18 protein-coding genes are annotated in these 19,392 nt (G+C 59.5%); 7 read left to right on the top strand and 11 right to left on the bottom strand.

Annotation, left to right across the window (positions count from 1 at the left end; all coding sequences use genetic code 11):
- Positions 1-500: 500 nt before the first annotated feature.
- From VH599_21305 to VH599_21285, 5 genes are all read right to left on the bottom strand, one after another.
- Entirely contained in the window at positions 501-1,352 is an 852-nt protein-coding gene (locus VH599_21305; protein ID HEY7350862.1) for a Cof-type HAD-IIB family hydrolase, read from the bottom strand.
- A gap of 3 nt (positions 1,353-1,355) precedes the next feature.
- Positions 1,356-2,537: an acyl-CoA dehydrogenase family protein gene (locus VH599_21300; protein ID HEY7350861.1), complete on the bottom strand. Its 1,182-nt coding sequence runs from the start codon at positions 2,535-2,537 to the stop codon at positions 1,356-1,358.
- Positions 2,538-2,649: 112 nt separating this feature from the next.
- The gene (locus VH599_21295; GenBank protein HEY7350860.1) at positions 2,650-2,796 is read right to left on the bottom strand and encodes a hypothetical protein; all 147 of its coding nucleotides are present in this window, start codon (positions 2,794-2,796) and stop codon (positions 2,650-2,652) included.
- 132 nt (positions 2,797-2,928) lie between these two features.
- Positions 2,929-4,092, bottom strand: coding sequence for a hypothetical protein (locus tag VH599_21290; GenBank protein HEY7350859.1), 1,164 nt, complete (start codon positions 4,090-4,092; stop codon positions 2,929-2,931).
- Positions 4,085-4,642, bottom strand: coding sequence for a sigma-70 family RNA polymerase sigma factor (locus tag VH599_21285; GenBank protein ID HEY7350858.1), 558 nt, complete (start codon positions 4,640-4,642; stop codon positions 4,085-4,087). The genes VH599_21290 and VH599_21285 overlap by 8 nt, the downstream gene beginning before the upstream one ends.
- Positions 4,643-4,825: 183 nt before the next feature.
- Here VH599_21285 and VH599_21280 point away from each other — a divergent pair, with 183 nt between their 5' ends.
- Complete coding sequence (locus tag VH599_21280) at positions 4,826-5,458, top strand: DinB family protein (protein HEY7350857.1); 633 nt, start codon at positions 4,826-4,828, stop codon at positions 5,456-5,458.
- A gap of 36 nt (positions 5,459-5,494) precedes the next feature.
- Here VH599_21280 and VH599_21275 read toward each other — a convergent pair whose 3' ends face one another.
- Both VH599_21275 and VH599_21270 read right to left on the bottom strand, forming a co-directional pair.
- Positions 5,495-5,956, bottom strand: a complete 462-nt coding sequence (locus VH599_21275) for a GNAT family N-acetyltransferase (protein ID HEY7350856.1) — start codon at positions 5,954-5,956, stop codon at positions 5,495-5,497.
- 29 nt (positions 5,957-5,985) lie between these two features.
- Complete coding sequence (locus tag VH599_21270) at positions 5,986-7,152, bottom strand: glycerate kinase (protein HEY7350855.1); 1,167 nt, start codon at positions 7,150-7,152, stop codon at positions 5,986-5,988.
- A gap of 177 nt (positions 7,153-7,329) precedes the next feature.
- Here VH599_21270 and VH599_21265 point away from each other — a divergent pair, with 177 nt between their 5' ends.
- Positions 7,330-8,388 (top strand): PAC2 family protein, encoded by a 1,059-nt coding sequence (locus VH599_21265; GenBank protein ID HEY7350854.1) that lies wholly within the window; start codon positions 7,330-7,332, stop codon positions 8,386-8,388.
- A gap of 6 nt (positions 8,389-8,394) precedes the next feature.
- Here the strand turns inward: VH599_21265 and VH599_21260 are convergent, their stop codons facing one another.
- The 3 genes from VH599_21260 to VH599_21250 form a co-directional block, all read right to left on the bottom strand.
- Positions 8,395-9,639 carry an aminotransferase class I/II-fold pyridoxal phosphate-dependent enzyme gene (locus VH599_21260; protein ID HEY7350853.1) on the bottom strand — a complete coding sequence of 415 codons (1,245 nt, stop codon included), beginning with the start codon at positions 9,637-9,639 and terminating at the stop codon, positions 8,395-8,397.
- 116 nt (positions 9,640-9,755) lie between these two features.
- The gene (locus VH599_21255) at positions 9,756-10,109 is read right to left on the bottom strand and encodes an inorganic pyrophosphatase (GenBank protein HEY7350852.1); all 354 of its coding nucleotides are present in this window, start codon (positions 10,107-10,109) and stop codon (positions 9,756-9,758) included.
- Positions 10,110-10,140: 31 nt separating this feature from the next.
- On the bottom strand, positions 10,141-11,043 hold the full coding sequence (locus VH599_21250; GenBank protein HEY7350851.1) for a hypothetical protein: 903 nt from the start codon (positions 11,041-11,043) through the stop codon (positions 10,141-10,143).
- A gap of 155 nt (positions 11,044-11,198) precedes the next feature.
- On the opposite strand from VH599_21250, the gene VH599_21245 reads away from it, so the two are divergent.
- Complete coding sequence (locus tag VH599_21245) at positions 11,199-12,368, top strand: amidohydrolase (protein ID HEY7350850.1); 1,170 nt, start codon at positions 11,199-11,201, stop codon at positions 12,366-12,368.
- Positions 12,369-12,371: 3 nt separating this feature from the next.
- Here VH599_21245 and VH599_21240 read toward each other — a convergent pair whose 3' ends face one another.
- Complete coding sequence (locus VH599_21240; protein ID HEY7350849.1) at positions 12,372-12,857, bottom strand: SRPBCC family protein; 486 nt, start codon at positions 12,855-12,857, stop codon at positions 12,372-12,374.
- A 267-nt stretch (positions 12,858-13,124) separates the two neighbouring features.
- On the opposite strand from VH599_21240, the gene VH599_21235 reads away from it, so the two are divergent.
- From VH599_21235 to VH599_21220, 4 genes are all read left to right on the top strand, one after another.
- Entirely contained in the window at positions 13,125-14,285 is a 1,161-nt protein-coding gene (locus tag VH599_21235) for an LCP family protein (GenBank protein HEY7350848.1), read from the top strand.
- Positions 14,286-14,499: 214 nt separating this feature from the next.
- Positions 14,500-15,264, top strand: coding sequence for a GDSL-type esterase/lipase family protein (locus VH599_21230; protein ID HEY7350847.1), 765 nt, complete (start codon positions 14,500-14,502; stop codon positions 15,262-15,264).
- Between the two features lies 1 nt (position 15,265).
- Positions 15,266-18,700: an FtsX-like permease family protein gene (locus tag VH599_21225; protein ID HEY7350846.1), complete on the top strand. Its 3,435-nt coding sequence runs from the start codon at positions 15,266-15,268 to the stop codon at positions 18,698-18,700.
- Positions 18,697-19,392, top strand: a complete 696-nt coding sequence (locus VH599_21220; GenBank protein HEY7350845.1) for an ABC transporter ATP-binding protein — start codon at positions 18,697-18,699, stop codon at positions 19,390-19,392. Before VH599_21225 ends, VH599_21220 begins: the two co-directional genes overlap by 4 nt.

Raw genomic sequence — 19,392 nt, 5'->3', positions numbered from 1 at the left:
CTCCCCTTTCCTGCCGACAAGCGGCGGAGAAAATGGAACGACCACATCGGGGAACCCTGGCCCGGAGAGGCCGCAGGGTTCACAGATATGGTCGCTGGGGGGTCTGGCGGAGGGTCTCAATGGTACAATACTCCCCAGCCCCATATCTGGACAAGCCGGATGTGGGGTCATGGCACAGCCGGTGTTAAGGACACCGGCCCTGCCAGCCGTTCTTCAGATGGTGCAGGTGTTTTCGAGAACTGGGTGTGAGCTACCCTCCAAACAGAAGTAGGACAAGCGAACGGGTATGGAGGGAGTATAACCTGACGAACTGCTCTCTGTCAAGTATCCTGGTGCTTTTGGTTCTGCCAAAAAGCGGAGTACCTGTAGCGCCGCCGTCCCGGCGGCTCAACGCTGCGCCAGGGCGAGCGTTCGCCCTCCAGGCCACCTACTGAGAACACGGTTGCGCGGACGCTGGAGTCAGGCGCTGGTTCATCCAGGCTTGTACGAGGGGAATAATGCTACATCCTATCAAGCCGCAGGTTATTATCAAGCAAACGCTCAAGCACTGAGGCGACGCCATCTTCCAGGTTGGAGAGGGTGATTTCGTCGGCCTGCTGAAGCACGTCGGGATGGGCGTTGGCGACAGCGACGCCATGCCCGGCCCAGGCGAGCATGGGCAGGTCGTTGGGCATGTCGCCAAAGGCGATGACTTCTTCGGCGCGAATACCCAAGCGGGCGCAGAGTTGTTCCAGCCCCCAGGCTTTATGAATGCCCGCCGCGCTGATTTCGATAAAGCTGAGGCCGGAATAGGTGGCGAGCGCCGTCTCGCCAGCAATGCGGGCCGCAACCTCCCACAGCGCCTCGGTCTTCATTTCGGGATGGTGGGCAATGAGCTTGACGGCTGGCTCGCGGCACAGCACCAGAGCATCATCGCTTATGACTTTTTGGAACGGTATGGGCCTTAAGGGCGGCGGGTAGCCTGGCTCGCGGCCAGTGTGCAGCCCATATTCCAGCGCAAAGAATACGCCAGGCGCGGCCTCGCGTAGCTGGACGATCAGTTGGGAGACGACCTCTGGCTCGATGGTCCAGCGTTCTACGATGGTGTCATCGCTCAGGTCGTAGATGATGGCCCCGTTGGAGCAGACGGCCAGGCCATTTGCCCCGGCGTTGTGGGCGATGGGGCGCATGGTGCGCGGCGGGCGTCCGGTGACGAGAACCACGACGACGCCCGCCGCCTGGACACGCTGAAGCGCCTGGCGATTCCGCTCGGAGAGGATTTCGCCGGGGCGCAGCAGCGTGCCGTCCAGATCAGTTGCAATGAGCTTAATCGTTGGTGTATCGAGAGCGAGAGATGCGTGACGTTCCTGCATGGGCTAGTCTTCGTTCGCAATCCACTCGCCAAGTTTCACATAGCCGCGCAGCAGATCGCGGGCGATGATAAAGTGCTGAATCTCGTCGGTGCCTTCGTAGATGCGAGTGACGCGCACGTCCCGATACCAACGCTCGATGGGCATTTCCTTTGTATAGCCCATGCCGCCGTGAATCTGCATGACGCGATCAACCACGCGATTGACCATATTGGAAGCGTAGAGTTTGGCAATGCCAGCGTCGTGGCGCGTATCCATGCCGCGCTCGGCTTTCCAGGCGGCGTGCAGCGCCAGCCATTTCGACGCCTGAATCTCGACCCTGGAATCAGCGATCATCCACTGAATGGCCTGGCGGTCGGCAATGGGCTGGCCGAAGGTGACGCGCTGCTTGGAGTGGTCAATTGCCATTTGCAGCAGGCGCTCGGCGGTTCCGACAGCGCGCGAGGCGATGAGCCAGCGGCCCTGGCCGATCCAGTTCATGCCGAGCCTGAATCCCTGGCCGACCTGGCCCAGCACGTTTTCCTCTGGCACGCGCACGTCCTGGAAGGAGAGCGCCGCCGGGGACCAGCCGCCCATCGTGGGGATCGGGCTAGACTTCCAGCCCATCTCGCGGTCCGCGATGAAGCAGGTAGCCCCACCGTTATGCACATCGGCTTTCTTGTCGGTGACGGCGATGACCATCACGAAATCGGCTTCGTTGCCGCCGGTAATGAAGATTTTTTCGCCGTTGATGACCCAGTGGGCGCCATCTTTGACGGCGGTGGTGCGAATGGCCGACGGGTCGGAGCCAGCGCCCGGCTCGGTGATGGCGAAGCAGCTACGCAGCTTGCCTTCAATGGTGGGAATGAGATAGCGGCGCTTCTGGTCTTCGTTTCCTTCATACAGGATGTTATCGGCGCTGCCGCCAAAGTTGAAGGGGATGAGCGTGCGCCCCATTTCCATTGCGATGAGGGCGGTCATGACGGCTCCCAGTTCCGCGCCGCCGTATTCTTTGGGGGTGTTGATGCCCCAGAAACCCATCGCTTTAGCTTTCTCTTGCAGTTCGTGGTACTTGTCATTGGGAATGGCGTGCGCGTAGCGGCCTTCGTTGCGCAGGGCCTCGGCCTCCAGGGGGATGAGTTCATGATCAACAAAGCGGCGTACTGTTTCCTGAACCATCTTTTGTTCGCTGCTGAGGGCAAAATCCATTGGGAAACCTCCTTTGGCTGGGGCGCCAATCTTCTTGCCAGAATATACGACGCTGGAATACGGGATTTGCCCAAAGCATACCATATTGAGGGAACAGTGTAACGTTAGCGAGCTAACATGGTTCCACCAATGATCGGGGGTCACTGGTAGCGCCGCCTTCCAGGCGGCCAACGCTGCGCCAGGGCGAGCGTTCGCCCTCCAGGCCAGCGGACCAGCAGGCCAACGCTGGCCGCCAGGATGGCGGCGCTACAAGTAACACGCCTCGCTTGCCAACACCTCAGATTTGGGAGAACCAGCTAACAAACAGAGGGCTGGACAAGTCGCCAGACTCCATATTCTGGCGGCTTGTCCAGCCCTCTGGATCGCGGTGAAAACCGTCAGCAGGCTCACTCTAGCTGCAAGAGCCAGCGGGAGCCACCGGCGATGAAGTGATCTGGTTCGGGCTATTGACGATCACGCTGCCGCCTTCCGGGTAGGTATGGTCAGGCGGAAGCTGGCCTGACCACTTGAAACTATAGGTAGCGGTCGTCTGTCCGGCGGCAACGTTTATGCTCGCGTTGGACGACCCACGCCCATTGTTCACCGTGTACTCAAAGTGAATCGTTCCTCCTGGGCCACCAGCAGCGAGATGGAAGGTAGCCGTGTAGGTGACAGTGATCTGGGTTCCGCAGGCCAGGCCAGCTAGAGAAGCCGGGCTGACGGCCATAGAAACGCTCGTCACATGGAAGGCGGCGGCGACACAAGAGCCGCTGGGCTTCACCTGCGGCGAATGGACCGCGTGAGGACTGATCACCAGGATTTCGGCAATCCCCGGATAGGTATGATCGGGAGGCAGTGTCCCCGAACTGGAAAACGTATAGGTTTGGGTCGTCTGCCCTGGGCTGACCTTGACGCTGGCATTGGTGGAGGACCGCCCATTGTTGAGCGTGTATTCAAACCGAATGGTCCCCCCGGCTGTCCCTGCCGGAATATGAAAGGTACCAGTGTAGGTGAAGTGAACGGAGCTTCCACAGGCCATCCCGGCGATACTGGCGGGCTTGACAGCCAGATCAACGCTGGTGACGGTGAAAGGCGTCTTGGTTGGCGCCGTCGTTACCTGGTTCTGGGGGCCATTAGCCGTGTTATTCCCATTGTGACGCACCAGAATCAGACCAAGGGTCAGACCCCCAATCAGGACAACAAGCAGTGCGACGGCGACCAGGGCGCTGACACGCGATGACCAGCGCCGGGTGGTATGAAAGAGGCGTTGCATAGGACGCAGCCTTTCTTGATGCACGCGAGACCGATCAATCGGTTCGTCGGGTTGGTAGTGTTGTCGAATAGAAGCCACACCGCGCTGTTCCAGACGGTTCCACACGCGGTCCAATCCGCTCTGGAATGTCTGGCTGCGAGGCCGGTAGAAGTCATGTAAATCCTGGATGAGCGGCGCGTCCAGCGCCGTGTACTGGTCGGACTGTGCCGAGGCGCGTTCACGCAGGCGCTGATCGATCTGTTCATCCAGATTTTGGAGGCGCGCCACCTCTTCAAAGTTGATGGGTTCGTCATCGTTAGCCATCGCGGTCTTTTCCTTCCTGATCTCCCCCGTAGCGCGCCCGCAAGAGTGTGAGGGCGCGCCAGAGCAGGCTGCGCACCGCGCCTTCCCGCTTACCTAGCACTGTGGCAATTTGGGCGCAGCGCAGACCCTCCCCGAAGCGAAGCCGCACCACTTCTTGCTGAATCGGTGATAAGCCGTGTAAGGCTGCGCGCAGGTTGGCGTGGCGTTCGTGGCGAAGAGCCACTGCTTCGGGAGCCAGCGCCTCATCCGCTTCCAGCGTGGCAGCCACTGCGTCCAGTGGCACCTGCTGGCGTCGGCTGGAAAGCCGGTAATAGTCCACCAGCTTGTGCTGCGCGACGCTCAGCAGCCAGGCTAGCCGCTTCTCTTCCGGGACGGCAAGCAAGCGATTGCGCTCAAAGGCTGCCAAAAAGACCTCAAGCAGCAGGTCTTCCGCATCTTCCTGAGCAGGGATTTTCTTGAGCAGCCAGGCAAAGATCAGCGGCCCATGCTGCCGATAGAGCGCGGCTGCCGGTGAATCATCCGGTTCCGATCCAGGCGAAGGTGCTTTCATCAACTTCCACTTCCTCAAACATCGTGTTCTGCTAGCTGAACCGTGTTGTTCTCCCTAAACAAGTCGTTGCTCAGCCAAAAGTGTTACGATGAAGCTGCGATGATGCGCAGCCCTGTTGTTGATTAAGAGAAAATATGCTAATTTAGCGTAAGTTCTCATCTTTTTTTGGAGTGAGGAATGATCATGCTGGATTTTGATGGGGTGCGCCAGGGGGATCAGACGCTGGCTGATCTGGCCCGTAACCTTTCCCATGCTGATCTGCACACGCTGACCGATGAAATGATTGATACGGTGCTGGCGATCATCGAGGAGGCGACAGCCGCCGATGTAGTGTTTGTGCCTGAAGACCCTGACGCTAATGATGCGTTTGGCGCCAGCGCAGAGGTAAATCTGCCCTGGACACTGGGCCATGTTATTGTCCACGCGACGGCTTCTTCTGAGGAGGCGGCTGCCCTGGGTTCGGCGCTGGCGCGGGGGATTGAGATCGAGGGCAGGTCGCGCTATGAGACGGATTGGCGAACGATCCGTTCGGTGGCGCAGGTGCGCCAGCGGCTGGAAGAGAGCCGCCATATGCGTCACGCCTTTCTGGATAGCTGGCCGTATCAGCCGCATCTTGAGGTCATGTATACCGGATTTGCGAGCTTGGGGCCGATGAACGCTACTGGCCGCTTTCTGCTGGGCTTGATGCACGAAGATTCGCACCTGGCGCAACTGCGCGAGATTATGCGCCAGGCCCATGAGGGGTACAGCCGGGTTCCGAGCAAAGAGCGCGCCACCAGCCGCCTGAGCGGTCTGCTGCCGTTCTTGCGCAAGTAGCCCTCGAAATAATTTGACAAGGGGAGGCGCTGACTGTCAGGAGATGCTTTTCTCAAAAAAGATTACCTCTACGTCCGCGATGCTTCCTTTGCTGATTTCCCTAAAGCCGTTTTTGCGGTAGAGTCGCTGGGCGGCGACCATTTTGACGCCGGTATCCAGATGGAGCGTTGTATAGCCGAGTTCTTTTGCTTTTTGTTCCAGCGCGTCCAGCATGGCCTGGCCGAATCCGCGCCCCTGGTATGTCGGCGCTACACGCATCCTTTTGATTTCGGCGCGCTCGGCTGAAGTCTGTTTCAATGCGCCCATAGCAACCACCTTGCCTTCGTATTCGCCGACCAGAAATTCCCCGCCGTTTTGCAGGTACGCCTGTTCGATCTGGTCTAAATCATCGTACCAGGAGTCGCTGCCGAGGTGCGCGCCTGTTGGCGTCAATGCGGCGTCGTGTAATTCCCATACGATGTCGCTGTCTGCACTCTGATAGCGTCTGATCTTGAGCATATGTTCTCTCCAGGTATGTATGAGGGCAGTTATGACCCTGGGGACATCTGCCTTCCAATTATGATGAGCCGCGCGGCGCGTTCGGCGGCTGCGGCAAGCAGACTGTCGGCACGACGTAGGGCTGTTTTCAAGGATATGGGCGCATCGGGCAGGGGGATGATAGCACTGCCCCCGATCTGATAGATCGCTTCATAGCCCGCGCCCAGGCTTCCGGCCAGGGCGATGACGGGTACGTCCTGGGCCTGCGCGCGAGCGGCCACAGCCGCAACGGTCTTGCCATAGAGGGTCTGCCCGTCCAGACGGCCCTCGGCGGTGAACAGCAGCGCCGCCTCGCGCAGATGGTCGTCCAGGCGCAGCGTGTCGAGGATGAGCGGCGCACCAGGGGTGAGTGTGGCGTTGAGAAAGGCGAGCAGGCCCGCGCCCAGGCCGCCAGCCGCGCCCGCGCCAGGCACATCGCGCACGTCTTGTCCCAGGTCACGATGCAGTATGGCAGCGTAGTGCGCCAGCGCGGCATCAAGTTCTGCGACGATGGCGGGCGTCGCGCCTTTCTGTGGGCCGTAGATGGCCGACGCGCCCGTTGGCCCGCAGAGGGGATTGGTGACATCGCAGGCGACGAGGATACTGCTTTCGTGTAGTCGCGGGTCGAGGCCCGTTACCACGACTCTGCTGAGCCGGGCCAGCGCCGCCCCCCCTGGCGGGAGTTCCGCGCCGTATTCGTCGAGCAGCGCCGCGCCCAGCGCCTGAGCCATGCCCGCGCCGCCGTCGTTGGTGGCGCTGCCGCCAATGCCGATGATGAAGCGGCGGTAGCCCGCATCCAGCGCCTGGAGCATCAGTTCACCGACGCCGCGTGTCGTAGTGATGCGTGGGTCGCGCTGTGCCGGGGGAACAAGCGGCAGCCCGGCAGCGGCGGCCATTTCGATAACGGCTGTGGGCGGCGCGCCTGCGACGGGGGCTGCCAGAATGCCGAAGAAGCTTTCAACAGATTTGCCAAGCGGGCCGGTGACACCGGTCGGAATGATTTGCCCGCCAGCGGCCTCGACGAGCGCCCGTACTGTGCCTTCGCCACCGTCGGCGACGGGCAGCAGAATATACTGCGCGTCGGGCCAGGCGCGCTGCAAGCCTCGCGCGATAGCCTGGGCCGCCTGGGCGGCGTCAAGGCTGCCTTTGAGGGCCTGGGGCGCAATGATGATTTTCATAAGGCTATCCTGGCATAACCGCGCGATCTTGTAAAGAACGTAGAGTTATATTCCATGAAGTTATAGGTCTCTTGTGAAGCGCAAAAAGCGAACTTACTCTGCGTGTGATACACTTTTGGAGGTAAAGCATAGAGGGCCGCGTTATTTTGGAGCATGGAGAGCCATCTGGGAGAGAGTATGGCAAACGAAGCTGGACAGGAACACGATGCCGCGCGAGAAGAACCCTTGTCGGAGGCGCTGCATATCACTGAGCTTCCTGAGTTGCAGAATCCATTGCTGATCGCTGCTTTTGCTGGATGGAACGATGCAGCGGGGGCCGCGAGTTGGGCAGTGCATTTCCTGGTAGATCGCTGGGGCGCCCGACGCTTTGCGGAGATTGATGCTGAAGAATTTTTTGCCTTTACCGATACGCGCCCGCAGACACGCCTGACCGGCGGGGTGGTGCGCGAGATTACCTGGCCGGGCAACGAGTTTTATTACGCGCGCCGCCCTGAGCCACCAGAGGGTGCAACGCGCCCGCGCCGTCGCGCCGAGCCATCGCGCGATGTGATTCTGTTGATGGGTACGGAGCCAAATCTGCGCTGGAAAACCTTTACCCGCATAATCACTGGTGTGTGCCGTCGGCTGAATGTTGCGCAGGTAGCTCTGCTGGGGGGCTTACTGGCGGATGTACCGCATACACGTCCGGTGCCGATTACGGCTGCTTCCACGACGAACCAACTGGCCGAAGAACTGGCGCGTATGGGCATGGGCGGCTCGAAATATCAGGGACCAACTGGCATCCTGGGTGTGCTGCACGATGCCTGCCGCCAGGAGCATATCTCTGCGCTGAGCCTGTGGGGGGCTGCCCCGCATTACCTGACGGTTTCGCCGAACCTGCAAGTCTCGGTGGCGCTGCTGGCGCGGCTCAATGAGGTGTTGGGGCTGCGGGTAAATCTGCGCGAACTCCAGTTGGGCGCCACCCGCTTTCAAGAGCGGGTTTCGGCGGTGGTGGCGCAAGATCAGGAAGCGGCCAATTATGTGCGCCAGCTTGAAGAACGCCTCAATTCCGGGGCTGACGAGGACATCGTTCCGCTTATAGAGGCTGAGCCTGGCGTTGCTGGTGAGTCGCAGCCGCCGCGCCCCTCTGGCGATCTGCCCAGCGCCGAGGTCTTGATTCAGGACATCGAAGAACTGCTGCGCCAGAACCGGCGCGGCGACTCATCTGATGACGAGGGCGCTGAGGCCGACGAGTAGGCGCGGTTATACTTCGGTCTGGATGGCGGCCAGCGCCTGGTCGAGATCGGCAATGATGTCATTGGGATGCTCGATGCCAACCGAGAGGCGCACCAACCCATCGCTGATGCCTTGTTCGGCGCGCTGCGCGGGCGTCAGGTCGCGGTGTGAAGACCTGGCCGAATAGGAGATCAGGCTATATACATCCCCCAGGCTAGTCCCACACAGGCACAGGCGCAGCGCGTCCATGAAGCGGTGGACGGCGGCGCGGTCAGCATTGCGAATCTCAAACGAAACCATGCCTCCATAAAGGCCGTTACGCAGCAAGCGGCTCGCCAGTTCGTGCTGGGGATGCGTTGGCAAGCCAGGATAGTAGACACAGCTTACCCTGGCGTCCTGGGCCAGCCAGCGCGCCACGCTGGCGGCGTTGGCGCAGTGCCGTTCCATCCGCAGGGCGAGCGTTTTTAATCCACGCGAGATCAGGCGCGCCTCGAATGGGCTGAGGACACCACCAAGCATACGCAGGTTGCTGGTGATCGCTGAGAGATGGTAGCTGGTGTTGGCGATGGCAACGCCGCCAAGCGCGTCGCCATGTCCACCCAGGTATTTAGTGGCGCTGTGAACTACGATGTCGGCCCCCTGCTCCAGCGGGCGCAGCAGAATGGGGGTGGTAAAGGTACTGTCAACGACGATCACCGCGCCAACCTTGCGCCCGGCTTCGGCAATAGTTGGCAGGTCACAGACCTGTAAGAGCGGGTTGGAGATGGTTTCCAGCAGGACGACGGTGGGCTGCTCTTCCTCGATAGCCTGGCAGGTCGCGGCAGTATCGGTGAGGTCGCGCAGAATGACGCGCGCGCCCTGCGGGGCGAAGATTTTGCGGAGCATGCCGGTGGAAGCGCCGTAGAGATTGTTGGCGGCAATGATAGTTTCGCCTGGGGCCAGCCCGGCGGCCAGCAGCGCGGCATAGAGCGCGGCCATGCCTGAGCCAAACGCCACCGCGCCTTTACCACACTCTGCCGCCGCCAGAGCTTGCTCCAGCCCGGCCACCGTCGGGTTGCCATGACGCGAGTAACTGAAGACAGGCGGCGCGTCGGGCGCGGGCGGCTCAAAGGCTGAGTCGAGCGCGTCGGCGTCGTCATGCACGAAGGTGGCGGAGGCGTAAATCGGCAGGCTGGTGGGCATGCCCTGTCGGGCGACATCCTGGGGAGCCTGATGCTCGCCGGTATGCACCAGCAGGGTTTCCAGATTCCAGTTCGGCGGGTTTTCGCTCATGACGCAACCTCCAGTATGGACAATCAAGATAGTAGAGCAATTCTGAAATGAGCTTACACTACCTTACCAGGTTTTGGAAGCGGTTTCTGGGTAAGAAACACCTGGCTGGACGCCTGCTATGCTTCACCTGGACGCTCTAACAGGATTGCTGATTGCGTGCCGTTGTTATGGATAGCGAGCAGGCGCTGCGCTTCGTGTGGTGTGCAGCCCAGCAGCAGCTTGATCTCTGAATCGCGCTTTTCCAGGTCCACCGCGCAGAGAAGGGCGGTGAGAGACTTTTCTGGCAGGCTTCCTATCCATACATCAATCCCGCCGCCATCGGCAGAGGTCGTTCCCTCCAAGTAGCCATAGTCAAGCGGATAGAGAAAGTCCGGGTAGCGGGGATGCGTTGACCCTTTGGGGCGATCAATTTTGAGCGTGGAGGCAGCTATTAGCGTATCGAGTTTGTGCCAGAAGTCAGTGTGGTCCATTTCAGGTTTTGGCCCCTTGCCAAGCCCAGGGTTATTGTGCTTCTCCTGGCAGACCCAGCCGCGCCCGTACCTGCTCCAGGGACTCTTCTGAGTACGTGATGATGGTAGTGAGGGTTGGCTCGTCGGCTGCGCCAATAGCCTGAAGCAAATCAGCGCCCAATGCGCCGAAGCGATGCTCCAGCCCAAGGCGGGCCACATCACGCAAGCCTTCAATTCGTCCTCTCTCCCAGAACATATGAGCCGTACTCGATGCCTCCAACATTTCGTCCATCATAGGGTGCCTCCTGAATGTGGCGCTGATCACTTCTGGCGCAAGCTGTATACCTGCCAGCACTACCAATTGCCCGATGAGTTCGCTTTTCTGCTCTTGGGCCAACGGCGTCTCAACGATCTGCTGCGCTATATCAATGACTGTTTCTGCTTTCACTCCCTGCATCATTCCTGCCAGGGGCCATAGTGCCGGATAAGGGCGCGCCAACACTGTCGCTGGCGCCAGTTCCCACATTTTGATAACCTCATAGTCGCAACGAAGCGTTGATCTGCTGTCCAGCCCACTCGGAATCAGAAAGGGAGAACTGGGAAGCTGTCCCAGACGCTGTAAGTAGATGACCACTGAGGTGACAGGCAGATGCTCCCGCTCGTAGAGGCGCATGATATAGCCAGCCAGGCGCTCGCCCATCTCCGCGCGACCTGGCTCGTCTCGCTTCAGTTGGAACTCCAGGTGCAGGAGAAAAGGCTTTCCCCTCGCTTCCGCTCGCCAGAGGACATCTACTTCACGTGCCGAATCCAGCAGTTCTTTGGAGAGGTTGGCGTCTAGCAGCGTCACTGGCCCCGGGATAGGCAGCACCTCGGCAAGCCAGTCCAGCAAGCCAGTTGGCTCTTGTTCGGCAATCAACTTCAAGGTTCTGTCAAAGCGATGCCAGCGCGATGGCATAACCGCCTCCTCTCTCCCAGTATACCACGAGGCAGCTTTACTCTGTAGGGAGGCCCAGCGCCTATTGATGGATAGGCATATGCTACAATGGGCCAGGACGGCTGGGGTTGGCGGCTTGAGCATCACAATTCTGCTGGCGAAAGGGACAACGGGCCATGATTGCGATTACTGGCGGGCGTATTTTGACGGCGAGCGGGCCAGAAGTAGCTGATGGGGTGGTACTGATCGATGGAGGAAAGATCGTGTCGGTGGGGCGCGACGAGCGAGCGCCAGAGGGAGTGGAGGTGATTGATGCGCGGGGAAAGGTGATTACGCCTGGGCTGATTGATGCGCATACGCACCTGGGACTGGATGAGCAGGGCGTTGGCGCGGCGGGCGACGATACGAATGAGTCGGTTGAGCCGATTGCGCCGCAGTTGCGGGCGCTCGATGGTATCAACCTGGAGGATATTGCCTTTGATGATGCGCGCCAGGCGGGGGTGACGACCTCCGAGGTGAAGCCGGGCAGCGGGAATGTGATCGGCGGGCAGTGCGTGGTCATCAAGCATACGGGGCTGATCATTGATAAGGTGGTCTTGCGCGCGCCGTCGGCCATCAAGGCGGCTATGGGCGAAAACCCTAAGTTCACCTATCGCAATCAGAAGAAATCGCCAAGCACGCGCATGGCGACGGCTGCGTTGTTCCGCGAGATTTTTAGCAGGGCGCAGACGTATCTGGAAAAGCGCCGCGCCGAACTAGAGGCGGGTCGGCCTTTCGAGCGCGATCTGAAGCTGGAGGCAATTGGGCTGGCGCTGGAAAAGCGTATTCCGATGCGCATCCACGCGCACCGCGCCGACGATATTATGACGGCGCTGCGGCTGCGCGATGAGTTTGGCTTTGAGATGAGCGTCGAACACTGTACCGAGGGGCATAAGGTGGCGGACGAGCTGGCGCGGCGCGGCGTTCCTGCTGTGGTAGGGCCGTCAATGTCCGGGCGCTATAAAGTGGAACTGCGCGATAAGACGTTTGAGACACCTGCGGTGCTTGCGGCGGCAGGCGTGAAAGTGGCGATTACGACGGATCATCCGGTGGTGCCGATTCATCAACTAATGACGGCGGCCATCCTCGCGGTGAAACATGGCCTTTCCACTGATCTGGCGCTCAGGGCCGTGACGCTGCATCCGGCGGAGATTCTTGGCGTGGCCGAGCGCGTCGGCAGTCTGGACGCTGGGAAGGATGCCGATCTGGTGATCTGGTCGGGCGATCCGTTTGATCTACGCTCGCGGGTGATGCTGACGATGATTGATGGGCAAGTGGTCTACCAGGAAGGCTATCGGGAAGACTGAGCGTCATACCGTTTCTTCTGCCACTTGTTTGATGCGTTGATTCCTCAACAGCAGCAATTTGCGCATATAGCGTTCAAGGACGAGCTTATCAACTATCCAACCCAGGTAGCCAAGCGGCGATCTGAACGTAAAGCGATCTCTCATGAGGACGCCGTTCTCCTGGGGAACAAACTCATGAATATGGTGGAGTTCCTTAAATGGACCCCGCACCATTTCGTCGGTAAAGCGATGTGGCCGCTCCAACAGGGTGATCTGTGAGGTGAGGTGTTGCTTGATGCCAAAATGTACCGCTTCCCAGGTGACGGTATCGTGCAGGCCCATCACGCCGGTCATTACGCCGGCAACAGCCCGTTCTTTGGTCAGGTTCATAGAGCGGGTGTGCATCTCGACGTTAAGCGCGAGATCAAAGCAGCGTTCAACAGGGGCATGAATATAGGTTTCCAAGATGATGATGGACATTGCTCGCTCCTGGGCAGAAGCCTCGGACATAGGTATACTCCCTCACTTTTTGAGGCTCCCCCTTTCAAGTGAATGTAGCATAAAGACGGTGTAAAAGATAGAGTCCCTCCAGGCTATCTCCCCAAGTTTTACGAGCAACTTGAGCGGCAGCAAGTGCCGGAAATGCTCCTGATGGCATGTCTTGTGCAATCCCCTCTTGTCAATTTCTAGTTGACCCCTTGCTCATTAAGATTGCCGCTTGCTCGTGCGAAAAACACTGCCCGCATGCTCGGTAATCGCAGGAGGCGATGAAGCCAGATGGATAACACAGGTCTCTCACCACACAGCATCCAGGAGTTGCCAACCGAAAACCACCCACCCGAAAGCTCGCCGCCGCTGGTCCGGCGTCCTGCTTCTCCGCCTGAAGAACCAGGGCGGCGGAAAGCTCCCCACAAACGTAGAAAGATCATCCTTATTACGGTGGCATCCGTATTCCTGCTGACGCTTCTTGGTGGCGCTGCTCTGGCAGTCGTCAAATACTATGGGGTCTATCAGTTGGTGCAAAGCAGCACCGGGCAGACGCTTCCAAAGGTGGTGTCCACCAATCAGCCAGTCCAGGCGACGCAGCTCCCAGGCGATCTCTCCAATGTCGATCATTTTAATCTCCTGCTGCTTGGGAGCGATAATGACCAGAAGTTTCACAGCGGCGCGGTGCTGACGCAGACGGATATTGTGGTGCGGGTTGATCTGGCGCATCAGAAGGTAACGATGGTTTCGATCCCCCGCGATATGTGGTTGCCCAGCGATCAGGGGAAGTGCTGCTATAAGCTCGATGAGATTTCTGGCGCGGAGACTGACGGAGCTACTACGCCGCAGGAGAGAAAGCTGCATGGGTTTGCGCATACGGTAGCCACTATCGAGGCCAATTTTCATATTCCTATTGATGCTTATGCCTGGGTCGGGCTGGATGGCTTTGTGAAGGTGATTGATACGCTGGGCGGTGTGGATGTGGATGTGCTGCATCCTGTGGTTGATGACGCTTATCCCAAAGACCTTGATCCCAATGGCAACCCTTTTGATTACCAGCGCCTCTATATTCCGGCTGGCCCGCAGCACCTGAATGGCGTGGAGGCGCTCAATTATGTGCGCTCGCGCCATTCGGACCTGCTGGGCGATTTTGGACGTTCGGCGCGCCAGCAATCGGTGCTCATCGCGTTGAAGAAGAAACTGGACAGCGGGACTCTTCTGAATCGTCTGGATGAGTTGGCGAAAGACTTGCAAGGGAGTGTACTGACGAGCCTGACACTCGGCCAGATGGTTTCATTGGCAAACTTCGCCAAAAATCTTCACCCCACCGATTTTCAGCAATATGTGCTGGGTGTGCCGGAGTATGGCTATTACGATCAACTGGAGGGTAAATCCATCGTCCAGCCTATCTGGTCAGCGATTAACCAGACGATTCACCAGATTTTCCCCTGAGAGAAAAGCGCGGCGTCCATGTGCAGCGCCGCCGTCCCTGGTGGCGAACCGTTGACCGCCAGGGACGGCGGCGCTATACGGTGATTGCCGAGACGATGGCGCTGCGCTGCTGTAACAGTAGGGGGATGTTTTGCGTCTCAAGGATATGCTACAATGGTGCGGATAATGTTGTCTTATGGACACGCTCCTCTAGTTGCTTGAGGATTGAGTGCGCATGCTTTTCCCTCCTCGGTCTCGGCGAACAGCGGCCTCTCTTCTGTTTTCCCAAACACGCCTGGCAATGGTCCTGGCGTGTCTTGTTGTTTTGTGGGTGGCGCTGGTTGGCTGCGGTTCTGCTGCTGCGCCGGTTTCATCTGGCGGCGGCGCTGCGGCGACTCCAACGCCGCGCCCGCCATATGTCTTTGTAGCCATCGGCGCATCGGAGACGTTTGGCACCGGCGCGGATCATCCAGCGACAGAGAACTGGCCTATGGACCTGAGTTCTAGTCTGCCGCGAGGGGCGCAGGTCATCAATCTAGGTATCCCTGGCATTACCGCTCAGGGCGCGCTCCAGGGTGAACTGCCGGAGGCGCTGGATGCCAGGCCCGATCTGGTGACGGTCTGGCTTGGCACGAATGACATTATTGATAAAGTGAATCTTGCTAACTATCAGCGTAGTCTTGATAGCATTCTGGCGCAGTTAACGGCAAGCGGCCATGTGCGAGTCGCTGTTGCTAATATTCCTGATCTCACGATTCTGCCGCGCTTCTATGCGTTCGACCAGGCGGCGCTCACTACCCAGGTGCAGCAGTGGAATAAAGTTGTTGCGCGTGAGGTTTCGGCGCATCATATCATCCTGGTTGATGTGTATGGGCATAGTTCGGAGATTCTGGGGCATCCTGAATATTTGAGCGGCGACGGGCTGCATCCCTCGACACTGGGATATGTCAAGGTTGCCAACCTCTTTTATCAGGTTCTCCACGCGAATGGCGTAATCTAACGTGCAAACACTCTTTGGCGTCCCCCTCAACAGTTTAATGCAGCGCCTGCTGATTTTCACCATTGCTGCGGCAGTGCTGGTGACGCTGTTGGCGCTGCGCCAGCCGATCTTGCTCAAGATTGGGCTGCGCAATGTGCCACGCCGTCGGCTGCGTATGGTCCTGATTGTCTTCGGGCTGATGCTGGCGACCACGTTTATTTCGGCGGCGCTGGCGGTGGGCGATACAATCAGCACAGCGGTGCGCTCGGTGGCTGTCTTTAACTATGGGCGTGTGGATGAGATTGTTTCGGGCGGAAATGGCGGCCTGGGCCTGTTCCCTCAAAGCGCCTATGATCTGTTGCAGCAAGGGCTGGCTGATGATTCCGACGTGGCGGGCGTGGCCCCGGCGCTGCAAGAAAATAACCTGCTGCTGGCGGATAGAACCTCGCGCCAGACCCGCTCGAAGGTGACGGCGCTGGCGATTCCGCCGGGCGCGGAAGAAGGCTTCGATGGCATGAGCAATGCCAATGGCGCGCCCCTTGCCAGCGGCGCGCTTGGCGTCCGTGAGGTCTATCTGAACCGCACCCTCGGTGGCCTGCTCAATGCGAAGGTTGGCGATACGATCTATGTCTATTCAGAACGCTGGGAGGGTAAACGCTTTACTTTCACGGTGCGTGGCATCATCGAAAAATCGGGGCTGGTGGGAGATGTGCCTGCCTTTGTCTTGCCTCTTGCCACACTTCAGCAGATTGAGCGCAGCCCTGAAAGCATTAACCGCATATTTATCGCCAATCGCGGTGATGGGCTAAGCGGCGTGAATCTGAGCGATGCTGTGGCTGAGCATGTCAACAGGCTGTTGTCTGGCGACCTGGCCTGCGCGGGTCTTATTTTTGTGGATGGCAGCCAGGCGACCCCGACTAATACTTCTGTGGCAGCTTGCCCATCATCGGTGTCAGGCGTAACTCCCCCAGGGGTTGTGAGGGTGACTGGGGACCAATCAGCGGCCAGGCTCTATAACCTGAGTGTGGATGAGGTGAAGCAGGACGGCGTTCATCTCGCGGAGGCGGCAGACGAGGTTTTCACGCGCATCTTTACGCTGTTCGCCCTCTTTTCGTTGGCAATTGGCGTTTTGCTGATCTTCCTGATTTTTGTGCTGCTGGCGGCAGAGCGCCGCTCCGAGATGGGCGTTTCGCGGGCCATTGGTGTGCAGCGCCAGCAACTTGTCTTGCTCTTCCTCTTCGAGGGTTCGGTCTATGATCTGATCGCTTCCTTGATTGGTATTGCGGTGGGTGTGGGCCTGGGTATCGGGATCGTTCTCTTGCTTAGCCCGATACTGGCGCAGGCGGGCTTTCCGCTCAGCGTCCGGCTTCAACCACGCAGCCTGGTCATTGCCTATTGCCTGGGCGCACTCTTCACGCTGGGGACGATTATCGCTTCGTCCTGGCTGATTAGCCGCATGACGATTGTGCAGGCGATGAAGAATCTGGCGGAGCCGCCGCGCCCATCTCCCTCGCTGGCGACGCTGCTGCTGACGATGCTGAGGCGGCTGGCGCGGGGGCTGGGGTTGGGCGAAGGCGAAGAAACACCCTGGCAGGCTGCGACGGCTTTGCCCGCCGATATTGGTCGGCTCGGCTGGGGGCTGGTGACGCGCGGTATCGCGCCGCTTCTGATCGGCATCATGATCTTGCAGCAGGGGATTGAAGACCTGCGCGACTCGCTTTTCTCCTTCGGCCTTTCGCTGGCGATCATCGGCGGCGCGCTGATGCTGCGCTGGTTCATGCTCTGTCTGCCCGCGCTTTATTATGCTGTGGGACCGCTGACGTACCGGCACGAGCGGCGGCTGCGCTGGGAACGTCGCTGCCGCGAGTTGGGCGAACGGCTGGCGGCAGCGGTGGCCGGATTGGGCCTGCTGCTGTACTGGGGTTTGCCCTATGATGCGCTGGCTTCGCTGGGTTTCCCGCGCTTTACCGGTGGCATTGAGGTCTTCTTCTTTTCCGGCGTGATGATGGTGTTTGGGGCCATCTGGGCGCTGGCCTTTAACGCCGATCTGCTGCTGCTGCCGCTGATCTGGCTGCTGCGCGGGCTGCGCAAGATTGGCTTTGTCCTGCATACGGCGCTGGTCTATCCGCTGCACTACCGTTTCCGAACAGGTGTCAATCTGGTGATGTTCACGCTGGTCATCTTTACGATGACGGTCATGGCGGTGATTAGCAATTCGGTTGCCAGCTCCTATGGCAACGTGAGCAACTATACCGGCGGCTTCGATATTCAGGCAAAGCCGTTCTTTCGGGCCATCCCGAATATAAATACGGCGATCAACCACGCGCCCGGCGTCAACCCCGGCGATTTTGAGGGTGTGGGCACGCAAACGCTGGCGGCGGTAGGCGTCATTCAGCTTTCAGCGCCGACCCCTGGGTGGCGCTTCTATCCGATCAATGTTGAAGATGGGGCTTTTCTGGATGGCCTGGGCAATCATCTGGTGGCGCGTGCCCCTGGCTTTGCCAGTGATGCCGATGTCTGGAAGGCGCTGCGCGATCACCCCGGTTACGCGCTGATTGATAGCCGGGCGCTGCTTCCGGCGGTGGGCAGCCCCTATGAGGATTACCTTCCCTCGCTTGGCCCTGACCAGCTAGGGACGCTGAAGGCGATTTATGCCTCGGTGCTTCAGAAGATTGGCACGCTGCCGGGGAATTACAATGAGTACCTGTACCGCTTCAGCGGAGCGCGACAGGGAGATGTGGCGATTCCAGCGACGCCGATCTGGATCAACGATGTTCGCGGCAGCAAGGCCACGAAAGTCACGATCATTGGCGTGGTGGATAACACCGATGGCCTGCATTATGGCCTGGTGACATCGCCAGCGACCTTTGCGCGAACTCAGACGGGCCTGCCGCCGCTGCCCCTGGAGGCGAGGAGCTATTATTTCAAGGTGCGCCCTGGTGTGGATGCACACCAGGCGGCATTTGCGCTTGGATCGGCCTTTCTGGATAATGGCCTGGAGACAACGGTGCTGGCAGATGTGGCGGTGAATGTGAATGGCACACGTATCTTTATTGCCCAGGTGCTGCTGGGCGTGGTCGGGCTGACGCTGTTGCTGGGCGTGGCCGCGCTGGCTGTCACCGGCACGCGGGCAGTGGTGGAGCGTCGCCAGCAGATCGGCATGCTGCGCGCGCTGGGGTATCAGCGTTGGGCGGTGCAATCGAGCTTTTTGCTGGAGTTTCTGCTGGTCGGGATCGCTGGCACATTGATTGGCCTGGCGCTGGGGCTGCTGCTGTGCCGCAATGTTTTTGCCGCCAATTTCTTTGAGCAATATCAGACGGGGCTTGAGTTTCTTATACCCTGGGGCGAACTGGGCATAATTGCCCTGTGCGCCTTTGCCGCGTCGCTGCTGGCGGCGTTTTTGCCCGCCTGGCAAGCGGGGCGCGTGGCTCCGGCTAATGCGTTGCGTTACGAATGAGTAGTAAGGATGCAGGGGTGTTAATTATCCAGGCGACAGGTGTACGCAAGTTGTATAACGCTGGCGCGGGAAGTGTGGCCGCGCTGCGTGGAGTGGATTTTTCAGTGGAGCAGGGCGAGATGGTGGCGATTATGGGGCCGAGTGGATGCGGCAAAACGACGCTGCTCAACTGCCTCTCTGGTCTGGACGAAATTACCAGTGGAGAGATCATCATTGCGGGAACCAACCTCAAAAATCTCAGTGACCGCAGGCGAACGGAATATCGCGCTCGCCAGATGGGATTTATCTTCCAGAGCTTCAATTTGCTGCCGGTATTGAGCGCGGTGGAGAATGTGGAACTGCCGATGCTGGTCTCCGGCGTGAGCGGACGCAAAGCCCGGCGGCGAGCGATGGAGATGCTGGAGGTGGTGGGCTTGGCCGAGCGAGCGCGCCATCGGCCCGCCGAGCTTTCGGGCGGCCAACAGCAGCGCGTGACCATCGCTCGCGCCCTGGTCAACAATCCCGCTATTGTGTGGGCCGATGAACCTACTGGCAACCTGGATGGTGAGGCGGCAGAAAATGTGATGGACCTGCTCTGCAAGCTGAACCGAGAGCAGGGCCAGACGCTGGTTATTGTGACCCACGCGCCAGAAGTTGGCGCACGCGCCAGCCGCATTGTCAGGATGCGCGATGGGCTGGTGCTGGGCCATTAG

The sequence above is a fragment of the Ktedonobacterales bacterium genome (assembly GCA_036557285.1).
In the GTDB taxonomy this organism is placed as follows: domain Bacteria; phylum Chloroflexota; class Ktedonobacteria; order Ktedonobacterales; family DATBGS01; genus DATBHW01.
The sequence above is the reverse complement of the archived record's forward strand: the minus strand, read 5'-3'. Positions and strand labels throughout refer to the sequence as shown.